The sequence below is a fragment of the Micromonospora sp. R311 genome (assembly GCF_056780015.1).
This window is the reverse complement of record NZ_JBSWCE010000012.1, coordinates 106,206-121,220: the sequence shown is the minus strand read 5'-3', so window position 1 is coordinate 121,220 and position 15,015 is coordinate 106,206. Positions and strand designations below refer to the sequence as shown.

12 protein-coding genes are annotated in these 15,015 nt (G+C 74.8%); 6 read left to right on the top strand and 6 right to left on the bottom strand.

From position 1 onward, the window contains the following. Positions 1–6 precede the first annotated feature (6 nt). Complete coding sequence (locus tag AC1WTP_RS12850; protein ID WP_481649502.1) at positions 7–1,845, bottom strand: DUF6311 domain-containing protein; 1,839 nt, start codon at positions 1,843–1,845, stop codon at positions 7–9. Between the two features lie 105 nt (positions 1,846–1,950). On the opposite strand from AC1WTP_RS12850, the gene AC1WTP_RS12845 reads away from it, so the two are divergent. Both AC1WTP_RS12845 and AC1WTP_RS12840 read left to right on the top strand, forming a co-directional pair. Then, positions 1,951–3,258: an outer membrane protein assembly factor BamB family protein gene (locus tag AC1WTP_RS12845; RefSeq protein WP_481649454.1), complete on the top strand. Its 1,308-nt coding sequence runs from the start codon at positions 1,951–1,953 to the stop codon at positions 3,256–3,258. Next, complete coding sequence (locus AC1WTP_RS12840) at positions 3,255–4,547, top strand: outer membrane protein assembly factor BamB family protein (protein ID WP_481649453.1); 1,293 nt, start codon at positions 3,255–3,257, stop codon at positions 4,545–4,547. The genes AC1WTP_RS12845 and AC1WTP_RS12840 overlap by 4 nt, the downstream gene beginning before the upstream one ends. Before the next feature lies 1 nt (position 4,548). Here AC1WTP_RS12840 and AC1WTP_RS12835 read toward each other — a convergent pair whose 3' ends face one another. Continuing rightward, positions 4,549–5,802, bottom strand: coding sequence for a peptidase C39 family protein (locus tag AC1WTP_RS12835; protein ID WP_481649452.1), 1,254 nt, complete (start codon positions 5,800–5,802; stop codon positions 4,549–4,551). A 146-nt stretch (positions 5,803–5,948) separates the two neighbouring features. Between AC1WTP_RS12835 and AC1WTP_RS12830 the strand changes: the two genes are divergently transcribed. The 4 genes from AC1WTP_RS12830 (at position 5,949) to AC1WTP_RS12815 (ending at position 8,876) form a co-directional block, all read left to right on the top strand. Next, entirely contained in the window at positions 5,949–6,617 is a 669-nt protein-coding gene (locus tag AC1WTP_RS12830; RefSeq protein ID WP_481649451.1) for a response regulator transcription factor, read from the top strand. A gap of 76 nt (positions 6,618–6,693) precedes the next feature. After that, positions 6,694–7,887 (top strand): sensor histidine kinase, encoded by a 1,194-nt coding sequence (locus AC1WTP_RS12825; RefSeq protein ID WP_481649450.1) that lies wholly within the window; start codon positions 6,694–6,696, stop codon positions 7,885–7,887. 156 nt (positions 7,888–8,043) lie between these two features. Next, complete coding sequence (locus AC1WTP_RS12820) at positions 8,044–8,448, top strand: VOC family protein (RefSeq protein ID WP_481649449.1); 405 nt, start codon at positions 8,044–8,046, stop codon at positions 8,446–8,448. Continuing rightward, positions 8,445–8,876 (top strand): VOC family protein, encoded by a 432-nt coding sequence (locus AC1WTP_RS12815; RefSeq protein WP_481649448.1) that lies wholly within the window; start codon positions 8,445–8,447, stop codon positions 8,874–8,876. The genes AC1WTP_RS12820 and AC1WTP_RS12815 overlap by 4 nt, the downstream gene beginning before the upstream one ends. A 60-nt stretch (positions 8,877–8,936) precedes the next feature. On the opposite strand, the gene AC1WTP_RS12810 is transcribed toward AC1WTP_RS12815, so the two are convergent. The 4 genes from AC1WTP_RS12810 to AC1WTP_RS12795 form a co-directional block, all read right to left on the bottom strand. Beyond that, complete coding sequence (locus AC1WTP_RS12810) at positions 8,937–9,836, bottom strand: hypothetical protein (RefSeq protein ID WP_481649447.1); 900 nt, start codon at positions 9,834–9,836, stop codon at positions 8,937–8,939. A gap of 112 nt (positions 9,837–9,948) precedes the next feature. Beyond that, entirely contained in the window at positions 9,949–12,018 is a 2,070-nt protein-coding gene (locus AC1WTP_RS12805; protein WP_481649446.1) for a 3-hydroxyacyl-CoA dehydrogenase NAD-binding domain-containing protein, read from the bottom strand. Next, positions 12,015–13,235 (bottom strand): thiolase family protein, encoded by a 1,221-nt coding sequence (locus AC1WTP_RS12800; protein ID WP_447135438.1) that lies wholly within the window; start codon positions 13,233–13,235, stop codon positions 12,015–12,017. Before AC1WTP_RS12800 ends, AC1WTP_RS12805 begins: the two co-directional genes overlap by 4 nt. A 250-nt stretch (positions 13,236–13,485) precedes the next feature. Further along, complete coding sequence (locus tag AC1WTP_RS12795; RefSeq protein WP_481649445.1) at positions 13,486–14,814, bottom strand: ribonuclease D; 1,329 nt, start codon at positions 14,812–14,814, stop codon at positions 13,486–13,488. Between the last annotated feature and the right edge of the window lie 201 nt (positions 14,815–15,015).

Genomic DNA, 15,015 nt, shown 5'->3' with positions numbered 1-15,015 from the left:
CCGGGCTCAGGGCACCAGCGCCCGCACGTCCCAGAGCCACACGTCGTCGACCCGCTGCGGCGGGCCGAGCAGCGCGGCCATCAGCTCGCGCAGCACCGCCTCGCGCGGGTGGGCGCCGAGCACCACCACGGAGGCCCGCCAGAAGCGCAGGTCCGCCACCGCCTGCCGGCGGTGCTCGTCGGTCAGCTCGGGCAGGGCGTCGGCGTCCATGGTGGCGTAGATCAGGCTGCTGGTGGGCCGGTTCGGCGCGCCGAAGACGCCCTCACCCAGCTCGTTCGGGCCGATGAAGTAGCCGCCGGGAACGGGGAAGGCGTGCTGGGTCAGCGCGCTCCAGCGCAGCGTGGGCAGGCCGTGCACGTTGCTCGGGATCGGCACCGGCACCAGGGTCCGGCCGGCCGGCACGTACGGGCGCCAGCCGCCGGCGGTGATGAAGTGCGGCGGCGGGTCGATCGGCTGCGCGGGCAGCGGGCGGGGGAAGAGCGGCAGCACGGCCAGCGCGATGGCGGCGTACCCGACCGGCCGGAGCCAGCGGCGGCGCGGCCGGGGCGGGGCGTCCGCCTCGCCGGTGCGCTGCGCGGGCACCGGCGGGCGACCCGCGCCGGCCACCGCGTCCCAGGCCAGCGCGAGCAGCACGCCGACCGCGGCCACCACCACCAGGGCCAACCGGGTCGGCATCATCATCTCGACCAGCGGCAGGTCGTCGGGGACATGGGCCCAGGGGCCGTCGGTCGCGGTCTCCACCCCGTTGAGCCGCACCTTGGGGCCGATCGAGGCCACCGCGAAGACCACCACCAGCACGGCGAGGATCCGGGCGGCGAGCGAGCGGCGGACCAGCAGCACCAGCGCCACCACCGCCAGCAGCACCAGCGGCCAGCCGAACCAGGTGTTCTGCTCGGTCAGCCCGATGGTCTGCTCCACCGCCTCGTCGCCGGCGACGGTGTCCCGGGCGAAGGTGACGAACGCGGCGAGGTCCTCGCCCCAGTTGTGGAACACCCCGCCCTGCAGCCCCCGGTAGGACTGCGGGCCGTTGAACTGGAACCAGATCGGGTAGGCGGTGAGCAGCAGCGCCAGCCCGCCGCCGACGCCGAGCGCGGCGGCGAAGGTGCCGGCCTGCGTCCACGCCGCGCGTGGCCGCATGACGGCGTACGCCACCACGACGACCAGGCAGGCCAGCGCGGTGAGCAGTAGCATCTCCTCGTTGATGAAGATCTGGTACGCCACCAGCAGGCCGAGCAGCACGCCGTTGCGCCGCCAGCGGCCCGGCTCGCCCAGCCGCAGCACCCGCACCACGATCAGCGGCAGCAGGAAGTTGGAGACGAAGTTCGGCTGGCCGTTGGCGTGGTGCACGATGCCGGGCGCGAAGCCGAGGAAGGCACCGCCGACGAAGGCCGCCGCGCGCGAGCGCACCAGGTGCCGGGAGAGCATCCAGTACGACGTGCCGGCGGTCGCCGCCAGCGCGGCGCCCAGGTAGAGCGCGTACATGACCTGCGGGCCGAGCAGCATGGTCAGCGGCGCCAGCGGCAGCGTCACCCCGAGCAGCGAGGTGTTCGCCATCATGTTCACCCCGTCCGGGGCGTTCTGGCGGGTGGTGAAGAGCGGGTTCTCCAGGTGCCGCACCGAGTACGCGCCGTGCGAGAAGAGCCACTCGAACCAGCTGTGGTCGGTGGGCAGGTGCGACGACACCCGGTGCTGCACGTCCACCCAGTAGTTCAGGCAGACGAGGACGCCGAGCGCGAGGTACGCGGCGACGGCCAGCACGTCGGCGCGGGCCGGCCGCCGGCGGAGCTGCCGCGACGGCTGCGCCGCCACGGGTTCGGCAACGGGGGTCGGTGCGGGGTCTACCATCGGCGCAGCCACGACGCGCCATCGTACAGGCGGGATGCGTCGCATTTGCCGGCCCGGTGCGGCCACGGCCGGTATGCCGGGCGGGCGTGGCCGGGGGAGGACGACGTGACGCTGATCGACCTCGGTGAACTGCGCGACCGGCCCGAGCCCGAGCCGATCACGCGGCCCCGCCGCCCCCGGCCGGCCGGCCGTCCACTCCGGAGCGTCCTGGTGCTGGCGGCGGTCCTGGTGACCGTCGCCGCCGCCGCGCCGCCGCCCGCTCGGGTCGCCGCCGACGTGCCGGGCTCAGCCGCCGACGCCTTCCTCGTCGACGACCGGCTCTACCTGGCCCAGCCGGCCGAGGGCGTCACCGACGGCACCCGGGACCTGGTCGCCTACCCGCTGCCCGACCGGGCGACGACCACCCCGCAGCGGCCCACCCCGCTGTGGCGGGTGCCGGTGCCGGGAGCCGGGCAGTTCTGGGGGATCCAGGAGAGCCACGGGGCGGTGCTGCTCTCCGTCGCCGGGCTCAACGGTTTCCAGGGCGGCGACACGTTGGTGTTCGAGCCGGACACCGGGCGGCTGCGGTGGCGTCAGCCCGGCCTGGCCCGGCTGGACGCCGCCGGGCGGCTGCTGCTGGAGACCGCCGGATTCGACGGCCCCGGCACCGTCCGGTCGGTGGACCTGGCCTCGGGGCGGGCGCTGTGGTCGCTGCCGGTCCCCGCCGAGGGGGCGCACTACCGGGGGCGCGACGGCCTGATCGAGCAGCTCGTGGTGGTCACGGCCGGTGGCGCGGTCGAGGTGTACGACGCCGGCACCGGCACCCTGCTGCGCCGGGGCGAGCTACCCCCCGGCGGGCCGCCCGGCACCACGTACCCGCAGCTGGTGGGGGACCTGCTGCTGGTGATCGGTCGGCAGTCCGGGCGGCTGACCGGGTACGAGCTGGACGGGCTGCGGCGGCGTTGGGAGGTGGAGCTGCCGCTGGTGGCGTACGCCTACCTGTGCGGCGAGCTGCTCTGCGCCGCTGGCCGCAACGGCGGGATCCAGGCGTTGGATCCGGCCACCGGCCAGGTCCGGTGGACCGGTGCGGCCTGGACCGGTCTGTCGCCCGGGCGGGGCGGCCGGCAGCTCGGCCTGGCGATGACCGGGTCCGGTGGGGGCCGGGTGGTGGTGATCGACATGACGACCGGCCGGGAACTCGCCGATCTCGGCGTCTGGCAGTTGGTGCCGGCGCGCTCGGCCGATGACCGGATCGTCGGGATCCGGCCGATGCCCGGCGGCGGGGTCCTGGTCGCCGAACTGGACGCCGCCACGGGCCGGACCCGGGGGCACGACGTACTCCGGGACGCGTCGGGGGACTGCCAGGTCGACCGGGAGATGCTGGTCTGCCGGCGGCAGGGTGGCGGCTTCGTGGTGCGGCGGCTGGCCGGATGACCGGCGACGTGGTGATCGAGCTGGGTGAGCGGCCGCGCGGGCCCGAGCCCGAGCCGACCGCCCGCCGCCCCCGGCCACCGGCCCGCTGGTGGCGGGTGGCGCTGCCGCTGCTGCTCGCGCTGGGCACCCTCGCCGGCGGCGCGCCCCCGCCGGCCGGCCCGCCGATGGTGACGGTGCCCGCGACCGATCCCGCGGACGTCCTCCTGTTCGGTGACCGGCTGCTGGTCCTGCACGGGCTGACGCCGGCCGACGGCGGCGCCCGGGAGCTGGTCGCGTACCGGCTGCCGGACGGGGAACCGCTCTGGCGCCGGCAACTGCCGGACGACGACGTCTCGATGGGGCTGACCGTGCACGGCGACCTGCTCCTGGTCACCACCTCGTCGCCCGCCGGTGACCACCCGACCACCAGCGCGCTCGCACTGGACAGCGGCGAGCCGCGGTGGCACCGGCCGGGTCGGGCCCTGCCCGTGGTGGACGGCGGGGTGTTGCTGGAGACGCACCGGGCGGGACCGGGTCACGAGGTGCGGGCCGTCGACGTGGCCACCGGCGCACCGGGCTGGTCCGTGCCGGTGGGCGAGGGCTTCGCCGCCTACCGGTACACCGACGGGGTCGTCGACCTGGTCGCCACGGTCTCGCCCGTAGGTCGGGTGGAGCTGCGCGATCCGCGCACCGGCACCCGGCTCGCCGCCGCCGACCTGCCGGGGATCGGCCACGCCGCGCACCGCTTCCTGGAGCTGATCGGCGACGTGCTGCTGGTCGGCGACGGGACCGGCGGAATCGCCGGCTACGACCTGGCCTCCCTGCGCCGGCGCTGGGTGCTGCCACCCGACCCGCAGGTGGGCTGGGCCAACCGGTGCGGGGTGGGGCTCTGCCTGCACCGGATCGAGGGTGGGGTGCGGGTGGTCGACCCGGCGACCGGCCGGACCCGCTGGGCGGACCCGCGCTGGTCGAACGTGGCGTTGGTCGGCGACCGGCTGCTCGCGGACGCCGGCCGACCGGACGACCGGGAGGACCGGCCCCTGGTGGTGCTCGACCCCGCCACCGGCCAGGTGCTGGGTGAGCTGGGCCGCTGGCAGGTCATCTGGGAGTGGCCGGCCGGCCGGCCGCGCTACGGGCTGCGCCGGCTCGCCGACGGGCGGGTGTTCCTGGCCGAGCTGGACGTGGCCGCGGCCCGGACCGAGGTGCTGGCCGTGCTGCCCGGGTGGGCCCGGCGGTGCGCCTCGCAGCCCGGCACGCTGGTGTGCCAGGAACCGGGCGGCGCGCTGCGGATCTGGCGGCTGCCCCGGTGAATCACCAGTTGGCCTGCGCCGGGGCCGGCGGCAGCGGCACCCCGGGGGGCCGGACGACGTACGCCACGCCGCCGCTGCCGCCCTGCCATACCGCCTCGAACCGGTCCCGGTCCACGGTGCGGCGCACCCCCTCGTCGTCCGGGGCGTACGGGTCGTTGAGCACCGGGTCGCCGTCGGCGGTGAAGCCGACCAGCACCATCAGGTGTCCCCGGGTGTCGTAGTCCAGCCCGGGCACCTCGCCGACCCGGAAGGCGGCGGAGACGACCAGCGGGATGCCGGCGGCGACGAACGCCTCCGCCTCGGCGAGCGAGCGCAGCCGGGTGACGAAGGCGTCCATCCCGTACAGACCGGCGTAGGCGGTGTTGAACGGCCAGTTCCCGGCGCCGGCGTAGGCGTGGTCGTAGCAGTGCCGGGCGGCGTGCACCACCACCGGCCGGGGGCCGGGCGGGCGCACCCAGGCGTACCGCTCGGGCGCCGGGGCGGCGCCCCAGAAGGCGAGCACCATCGAGGTGCAGGTGGGGCTGCACCAGGAGTCGCCGCCGCCACCCCACTGCGGGTGCTCGCCGGCGTGCAGCCGCTGCGAGTACCGGGGCACCTCCAGCACGGTGCCCCAGCCGGGCCGCGGGCCGGGCGCGCCGGCCGCCGGCCGGGCCACCGCGGCCGGTCCGGCGCCGTCCGGCCCCGCCGCGTCCGGGCCGCCGGCCGGGGGCCGGGCCGTCGCGACGACCGGCCGGCCCGAGGCGACCGCGCCGACGGAGCGCAGCACCGGACCCGGCCCGGTGCCGGCCGGCCGGAACAGGGTCACCCGGGCCTGCCAGCCGGTGACCGTCGCCCCGGTCACCACGAGCGTGTCCGTGTCGACCCGGGCGTCCGCGTCGCCCTGCCCGGGCACCGAGGTGCGCCGCAGCGTCGCGTCGTCGGCCGCCCAGTCGGCGAGCGGGTACCAGCCGGTGGCCGGCCCGTCGTCGTGCCAGCCGCGCAGCTCGACCCGGAGCCAGCAGCCGGCCGGGGTGTCCGCGGTCCAGGACGGCACCACCTCGTGCACGGCGAAGCCCACCCGCACCGGCGGGGAGGTCCAGCTTCCGTGCTCGTGCACCGCGACCGTGCCGTCGGCCAGCGGGTGCTCCCGCCGGCCGGCCGGTTCGGCCAGCACCAGGCCCGGGGTGTCCGCGCGCACCCCGGCCGTCGCCCCGCCGGCCAGGTCGCCGGGCAGCCGGAAGCCCCGGTAGGCGATGTCCCGCCCCGCGTCGGTCATGACAGGTCCGTCCGTTCCGTAGGTTCCCGCCGGAAGCATCGCGTACGACGAAGGTTTTCTGCAATGGCGGCTGACCGGGACGGCGCGGGACGCTGGTTTGGCGGCCGGCACTAGGTTGTCGGGTGGTCGGGGCGAGGAGGGCCGGGATGCGGGTGCTGGTGGTCGAGGACGAGCGGAACCTCGCGGACGCGATCGCGCGCGGACTGCGCAAGCGCGGCATGGCGGTGGACGTCGCCTACGACGGCGACAGCGGCCACGAGCTGGCCTTCGTCACCCGCTACGACGTGGTGGTGCTCGACCGCGACCTGCCGGGCATCCACGGCGACCGGATCTGCGCCGACCTGGCCGCCTCGGGCGCGCTGACCCGGGTGCTGATGCTGACCGCCAGCGGCACGGTGGCCGACCGGGTCGAGGGGCTGGGGCTCGGCGCCGACGACTACCTGCCCAAGCCGTTCGCCTTCGACGAGCTGGTGGCCCGGGTGCAGGCGCTCGGCCGGCGGGCCACCCCGGCCGCGCCGCCGGTGCTCTCCCTGGCCGACCTGGTGCTCGATCCGGCCCGCCGGGTGGCCACCCGCGGCGGCGTGCCGGTCGACCTCACCAACAAGGAGTTCGGCGTGCTCTGCGAACTGCTCAAGGCGCGCGGCGCGGTGGTCTCCAGCGAGGAGCTGCTGGAGCGGGTCTGGGACGCCAACACCGACCCGTTCACCACCATCGTCCGGGTCACCGTGATGACCCTGCGCAAGAAGCTGGGCGAGCCGCCGCTGATCGAGACGGTGGTCGGCGCCGGCTACCGCACCGCCGAGGTGGAGGCATGAGCGAGCGCAGCGGGCGAATCATCACACTCAGCGCGAGGATGCCTCATGCCGGCACGGAGCGCAGCGGAGCGCCGGCATGAGCCGGCGCCCGCGCCTGCGGCCCACCCTGCGGCTGCGGCTCACCCTGCTCAACGGCGTGCTGCTGGTCGGGGCGGGCGCGATCCTGGTGCTGCTGGCCTGGCTGCTGGTCCGCGACGCGCTGCGGCCGACCGACGAGTTGCTGCCCGGCACCACTGTGGTGCTGGCCGACGGGCGGGCGCTGGACGCGGCGCAGTGGCAGCGGCAGCTGGTCGACTCCGCCTCGGCGGAGCTGCTGGCCAAGGGGCTGGTCGCGCTGCTGGCGATCAGTGTGGTCGGGGTGGCCGGGGCGTACGCGGTCGCCGGGCGGGCGCTGCGGCCGCTGCACCAGGTCACCGCCACCGCGCAGCGGCTCGGCGAGGCCACCCTGGACCAGCGGATCGGCTACTCGGGCGCCGACGACGAGGTGGCCGAGCTGGCCGAGACGTTCGACGACATGCTGGACCGGATCGCCGCCGCGTTCGAGGCGCAGAAGCGGTTCGTCGCGAACGCCTCGCACGAGCTGCGGACCCCCCTCGCCGTGATGCGGACCGAGATCGACGTGACGCTCAGCGACGACGAGGCGGACATCGGCGAGTACCGCCGGATGGCCACCGTGGTCCGGGACGCCTCCGAGCGGGCCAACGGGCTGGTCGACGCGCTGCTGGTGCTGGCCCGCAGCGAGGCGCAGGCGGGCCGGCGGCTCGGCCGGCGCACCGAGTGCGACCTCGCCGCCGGCACCGCCAACGCCCTGTCGGCGGTACGCCGGGAGGTGGAGCGGATCGGGCTGCGGGTGCAGACCTCGCTGGAGTCGGCGCCGGTGGTCGGCGATCCCGGGCTGCTGGACCGGCTGGCCGGCAACCTGGTCGAGAACGCGGTCCGCTACAACCACCTGCACGGCCGGCTCTGGGTGCGGACCGGCACCGACGGATGCCGGTCCTGGCTGGTGGTGGGGAACACCGGGTTCGAGGTGGATCAGGCCGACGTGCCCGGGCTGTTCGAGCCGTTCCGCCGCGGCGGCCGGGAGCGCACCGGCGCCCGCGGCTCCGGCCTCGGACTCTCCATCGTCCGCGCGGTCAGCGACGCGCACGGCGGGACCGTGCAGGCCGTCGCCCAGCCGGGCGGCGGCCTGGAGGTGACCGTGACGCTGCCGGCGGCGGACGCCGCCCCGGCGGTCACCGCCGAACACGCCGGGCCGGCGGGGGGCCGCTGACGGGGTTGCGGCGCCGGTGGGCGGGGTGAAAGGATCACCAGGTCAGCCCGATTTCGGAGGGGGGTGCGTCGAATGTCCATGGTGACCAACTCCGCGCCCCGTCTCGCCGGCTGACGCTCACGCATCCGGGGCGCCTCGACCACGGAGGCTTCACCCGTGTTTCCACGGATCCACAACATCAGTTTCGACTGCCACGACACCTACGCCCTCGCCGGCTTCTGGTCGGCGGTGCTCGGCTACCCCCGGCATCCCGACGACGCCCCCGGTGATCCGGAGGCGGTCCTGCTGCCGTCAGGCACCGGCCCGAACGTGTTCTTCCAGCAGGTACCCGAGACCAAGGCGGTCAAGAACCGGGTGCACGTCTGCCTGGAGCCGGCCGGCCGGACCCGGGACGAGGAGGTCGACCGGGTGCTCGGGCTCGGCGCCGTCCTGGTGGACGACCGGCGGCACGCCGACGGCTCGGGCTGGGTGGTGCTCGCCGATCCGGAGGGCAACGAGTTCTGCGTCCTGCGCAGTGCGGCGGAGCGGGCAGGAACGTCCGACCTGGAGGAACAGCAGTGAGCGCACGCATCCACAACATCGGCATCGACTGCCGCGACACCTACGCCCTGGCCGGCTTCTGGGCGCAGGTCTTCGAGTGCCCCCGCCAGCCCGACGACTTTCCCGGCGACCCTGAGGCGATGCTGCTGCCGCCGGGTGGGCCGGAGGTCCTCTTCCTGGCCGTACCCGAGGACAAGGCGGTGAAGAACCGTTTGCACCTCGACCTGGAGCCGACCGACCGGACCCGGGACGAGGAGGTCGAGCGGCTGCTCGGCATCGGCGCCGTCCAGGTGGCCGACCAGCGCCGGGCGGACGGCTCCGGCTGGGTGGTGCTCGCCGACCCGGAGGGCAACGAGTTCTGCGTCCTGCGCAGCGCCGCCGAGCGGGCCGCCGCGCCGGCGGCGCAGGAGGCCGCCGGCACCCCGGCTGGCCAGGCCCCGTCGGCCTGACCCCGCGCGACACGGGCCGGGCCCCCGTCACCGAGGTGGCGGGGGCCCGGCCCGTCGTGGTCAGGAGCGCTGCTCGATCTGGCCCCGGATGGTGACGAACTCGGCCTTCGCCTTGGCGGCCGAGGAGAAGTAGATCACCACCATGCCGACGCTGCCCTTGTCGGCCCAGACGCAGACGCCGAGCTTCACGTCGTCGGCCTTGCCGTCACCGCAGCGGGCGTCGCCGCCGAGCGGGCCCGGGTCGACGTCTCCCATGTTGCTGACGGCCAACTCGGTGGAGAGGCCGGTGACGGCGTCCTCCAGCTCCTTCTTGGGGTCGGCCATCAGCCCGGACGCCGCGGCGATCATGACCAGGTCCTGCTTGGCCGGGTCGCCGTAGAAGGCACCGACGGCGCTGGTCTCGTTCTGCACCGTCGACTTCATCTCGTTGACCATCTGGTCGGCCAGCGACTTGAGTTCCGGGTCGGTGATCTGCGGGCGGCCGGCCAGGGTGGCCGGGGCGACCACCCGGGTCTTGGCGGCGTCCACGGTGTCGCCCACCTCGTCCTTGACGGCGAACCAGGTGATCGCCGCACCGCCGAGGCAGAGCACCAGCACCACGGCCAGCACGATCAGCACGATCTTGCCGGCGCTGGACTTCTTCGCCGGCGGACCGGCGGGAACGTGCGGGTCGCCGTACGGCTGACCGGGCTGGTGCGGCGGGTAGCCGCCGCCCTGCTGCGGCGGGTAGCCGCCGGGCTGCTGCGGCGGCGGGTAACCGCCGGACTGCTGCTGCGGCGGGTAACCGCCGGGTTGCTGTGGGGGCGGGTAACCGCCGGACTGCTGCTGCGGCGGGTAACCGCCGGGTTGCTGTGGGGGCGGGTAACCGCCGGGCTGCTGCGGCGCGGGGTAGCCCCCGGGGCGCTGCGGCGGCGGGTACGAGCCGTGGTCCGGATAGGGATTGGCCGGCGGCTGGGACATCAGTCAGCTCCAGGTGAAAGTCGATGACCTGGCGATCTTAGTTAGGCACGACAAGACGCGCTGCCCGGCACCGGACCGGGGCGGCGAAACGAATCGCGGTGGAGCGGGGTGATCAGGCGGGCAGGCTGGCGGCCCCGCGCGGCAGGAACCGCCGACCGGTGACCCGCTCGCTGGTGCCGGTGCGGTCCAGGTACGGCGTCACGCCGCCCAGGTGGAACGGCCAACCGGCACCGAGGATCATGCACAGGTCGATGTCCTGCGCCTCGGCCACCACGCCCTCGTCGAGCATCAGCCGGATCTCCTGCGCCAGCGCGTCCAGCGCGTTCTGCCGTACCTGCTCGGCGCTGAGCGGCTGGTCGCCGACCACCAGCAGCTTCGCCACCTCGGCGTTGACCTCGTCGTCGACCACGATCGGCTGGCCGGAGTCGGCGATCCGCCTGAGGTTCTCGCTGACCCCGAACCGGTCCGGGAACGCGGCGTGCAGCGTCCCGCCCACGTGGTACGCGACCGCCGGGCCGACCAGCTGGAGCAGGGCGAGCGGGCGCATCGGCAGGCCCAGCGGGTCCAGCGCGCTGTTCGCCACGTCCAGCGGGGTGCCCTGGTCGACGGCCGCGAAGACCGTGCCGAGGAAGCGGGTGAGCAGCCGGTTGACCACGAACGCCGGAGCGTCCTTGACCAGCACCGAGGACTTCCGCAGCTGCTTGCCGACCGCGAAGGCGGTGGCCAGGGTGGCGTCGTCGGTCCGCTCGCCCCGGACGATCTCCAGCAGCGGCATCATCGCGACCGGGTTGAAGAAGTGGAAGCCGACCACCCGCTCCGGGTGCGCCAGCTCGGCGGCCATCGCGGTGACCGACAGCGACGAGGTGTTCGTCGCCAGCACCGCCTCCGGCTTGACGATCTTCTCCAGCTCGGCCCAGACCTGCTTCTTGACGTCGAGGTCCTCGAAGACGGCCTCGATGACGAAGTCGGCGTCGGCGAAGACGGACTTGTCGACCGCGCCGCTGACCAGGCCGTACAGCTTGGCGGCGGTGCCCTTGTCCATCCGGCCCTTGCTGACGGCCTTCTCGATCTGGGTGTGCACGTAGCCGACGCCCTTGTCCACCCGGGCCTGGTCCAGGTCGGTCATCACGACCGGCACCTGGAGCCGGCGGGCGAAGAGCAGGGCGAGCTGGCTGGCCATCAGGCCGGCGCCGACGATGCCCACCTTGGTGACCGGGCGGGCCAGGCCCTTGTCCGGCGCGCCGGCCGGCCGCTTGGCCCGCCGCTGCACCAGGTCGAACGCGTACAGCCCGCTGCGCAGCTCCTCGCTGAAGATGAGGTCCGCGAGGGCCTCGTCCTCGGCGGCGGTGCCGGCGGCGAAGTCCGCGTCCTTGGCGGTGTCCAGCAGGTCCAGCGCCTTGTACGCGGCCGGGACCGCGCCGTGCAGCCGCTGGTCCAGGGTCTGCCGGGCGAAGTAGAGCACCCCGGCCCACATGTCCCGGTCGACCTCGGGCCGGGTCACGGTGATCTCGCCGCACACCACGCCGGCGGCCCATTCCAGCGACCGCTCCAGGAAGTCCGCCGGCTCCAGCAGCACGTCGGCGATGCCCAGCTCGGCGGCCTGCTTCGGCTTGAGCATCTTGTTCTGCATCAGCGGGTTCTGGATGATCACCTGGGTGGCGGCCGGGATGCCGATCAGGTTGGGCAGCAGTTGGGTGCCGCCCCAGCCGGGCACCAGGCCGAGCGAGACCTCGGGCAGGGCCAGCGCCGCGGCGCCGCCGGAGAGGGTCCGGTAGTGGCAGTGCAGGGCCAGCTCCAGGCCGCCGCCCATCGCCGCGCCGTTGACGAACGCGAAGGTCGGGACCGCGCTGTCCTTGAGCCGGGCGAAGACCCGGTGGCCGAGCCGGCCGATCTCCAGCGCCTGCGCGCGGTCGGCGAGCTGCGGCAGGCCGGTGATGTCCGCGCCGACGCAGAAGACGTACGGCTTGCCGGTGACCGCGATGAACGCCGGGTTCGCCGCCAGGGCGGCCGTGATCGCCTCGTCCAGGCTGGTCAGGCCGCCGGGGCCGAAGGTGTTCGGCTTGGTGTGGTCGAAGCCGTTGTCCAGCGTGATCAGGGCGGCCGGGCGGTCCAGCCCGGGGACGTTCACCTGGCGCAGCAGCGCCTTGGTGACCACCTCGTTCGGTGCGGCGAGCGCGCTCACTTGTTCCCCTCCCCCTGAGCCGGCTTGCCGGACTCCGTCCAGTGCGGGTTCTCCCAGATGACCGTGCCGCCCATGCCGATGCCGATGCACATGGCGGTGAGGCCGTAGCGGACCTCGGGGTGCTCGGCGAACTGCCGGGCCAGCTGGGTCATCAGCCGCACGCCCGAGGAGGCCAGCGGGTGGCCGATGGCGATCGCGCCGCCCCACGGGTTGACCCGCGGGTCGTCGTCGGCGATGCCGAAGTGGTCGAGGAAGGCGAGCACCTGCACGGCGAACGCCTCGTTCAGCTCGAACAGGCCGATGTCGTCGATGGACAGGCCGGCGATGCGCAGCGCCTTCTCCGTCGACGGGATCGGGCCGACGCCCATCACCTCGGGCTCCACCCCGACGAAGCCGTACGACACCAGCCGCATGGCGACCGGCAGGCCCAGCTCGCGGGCGGTCTCCTCGGCGGCCAGCAGGCTGGCGGTGGCGCCGTCGTTCAGGCCGGCCGCGTTGCCCGCGGTCACCTTGCCGTGCGGGCGGAACGGGGTCTTCAGCGTGGCGAGCTTCTCCAGCGAGGTGTCCCGCGGCGCCTCGTCCACGGTGGCCAGACCCCAGCCGCCGTCGGCGTCCCGGATCGCCACCGGCACCAGGTCGTCCTGGAGCTTGCCGTTGGCGTACGCCTTCGCGGTCTTCTGCTGCGAGGCGAGCGCGAAAGCGTCGGTCCGCTCCTTGGTGATGTGCGGGACCCGGTCGTGCAGGTTCTCCGCGGTCGCGCCCATGACCAGCGCGGACGGGTCGACCAGCTTCTCGGCAATGATCCGCGGGTTCGGGTCGACGCCCTCGCCCATCGGGTGGCGGCCCATGTGCTCCACACCGCCGGCGATGGCGATGTCGTAGGCGCCCATGGCGATACCGCCGGCGACGGTGGTCACCGCGGTCATCGCCCCGGCGCACATCCGGTCGATCGCGAAGCCGGGGACGGTCTTGGGCAGGCCGGCCAGCAGGGCCGCGGTCCGGCCGATGGTGAGGCCCTGGTCGCCGATCTGGGTGGTGGCGGCGATCGCGACCTCCTCGACCCGCTCCGGCGGCAGCTGCGGGTTGCGGCGCAGCAGCTCGCGGATGCAGCGGATCACCAGGTCGTCGGCGCGGGTGTTGGCGTACATGCCACCCGCCTTGCCGAACGGGGTGCGGACGCCGTCGACGAAGACGACATCCCGAACTTCACGGGGCACTTGAGCCTCCTTTTCGACCATGCTTCGGCCTCCGCGCCGACAGGCGGCAGCACGGACCGAATGAAGGTCGCCGGCACGGGCGTGGTTCCTCGGATGCTACTCGTCAGTAACCAAACCCGACACCACCCCCCGTGTGGCCCACCCCACACTCCCGCCGCGCGCCCCCCGGCATTCGTTGATCATGAGGTTGACGGCGAAGTCGATCTCCATGACCGCGGCCAACCTCATGGTCAACCGAGCCGGGCCCGGGTCAGGGGGTGGGGGGCGGGTCCTGGAGGGCTTCGGCCAGGGCGGGGAGCAGGAGTCCGAGCTGCCACTCGCGGGCGTTGAAGCCGCGCAGCGTGTCCGCCACCGTTTGCTCGGTGACCTCCTCCGGCGGCACCCAGGCCAGCCGGCGGACCGAGTCGGGGGCGATCAGGTTCTCCGGCGGCAGGTTGTGCTCGCCGGCGATCCGGGTCACCACCTCCCGGCACCGGACCAGCCGGGCCGCGGCCACCGGGTCCCGTTCCGCCCAGCGGTGCGGCGGCGGCGGCCCCTCGGCCGCCGGCGCCACCGGCAACGCGTCGTCCGGGAGTTGGCGGGCGTCGTCCAGCGCCGCCAGCCAGGTGCGGGCCAGCCGGCGTACCGAGCGGCCGCCGAAGCCGGGCAGGGTGAGCAGGGTCTGCTCGTCCTTCGGGTCCAGTTCGGCGGCGGCGATGATCGCCGAGTCCGGCAGCACCCGGCCCGGGGCCGCGTCCCGCCGGGCCGCGATCTGGTCCCGGGCGTACCACATCGAACGGACCCGGGCCTGCGCCCGCGCCCCGCGTACCCGGTGGATGCCGGAGGTGCGCCGCCAGGGCTCGGCCCGCACCCGCGGCGGCCGGGCGCCCGTCCGCACCAGCGCGGCGAACTCCTCCGCCGCCCACTCGCTCTTGCCCTGCCGGGTCAGCTCCTCGTCGAGCGCGTCCCGCAGGTCGGTCAGCAGCTCCACGTCGAGCGCGGCGTAGGTCAGCCACGACTCCGGCAGCGGCCGGGTCGACCAGTCGGCTGCCGAATGATGCTTCTCAAGGCTGAAGCCGAGTAGCTGCTCGGTCAGCGCGGCCAGGCCGACCCGCTCGAATCCGGCCAGCCGGGCGGCCAGTTCCGTGTCGAAGAGCCGGCGCGGACGCAACCCGAGCTCGGCCAGGCAGGGCAGGTCCTGGCTGGCCGCGTGCAGCACCCACTCGGCCTCGCCGATGGCCTCGTCGAGGGCGGTCAGGTCGGGCAGCGGCAACGGATCGATCAGCGCCGTGCCGGCGCCGGCACGGCGCAGCTGGACCAGGTAGGCGCGTTGGCTGTAGCGGTAGCCCGAGGCGCGCTCGGCGTCCAGGGCGATCGGGCCGGTGCCCGCCGCGAAACGGGCCACGACCTCGTCAAGTTCGCTCGGCGTGGCCACCGGCTCGGGCGTGCCCTCCCGCGGGGCGGTCAGCGGTACGGGGCCGCCGGCGGTCGCGTCGTCTCCCGCGTCCGCCGGCTCCGGCCGGGCCGACGGCGGGTCGTGCGGTGCGTCTCCCGTACGGCTTTCGGCGGCCCGACGGCGCAGGGGTGGTTCGTCGGTCACCTGACAACCCTAGTGCGCCGCCGGATTCCACGGGTGCAGCCGGGGTCCGACGCGTGTCGGTCGGGTGACCCGCAGGTGTCCCGACGGGCCGGACATCGGGGAAGACAAACCCCGATCGCGCAGGTACGGTCCATCCGGCCGGCCCGCGGCGCACGTTCGGCGGCGGGGCGGCAGCCACCGGGGGCGTCTATGGGGAGGGCG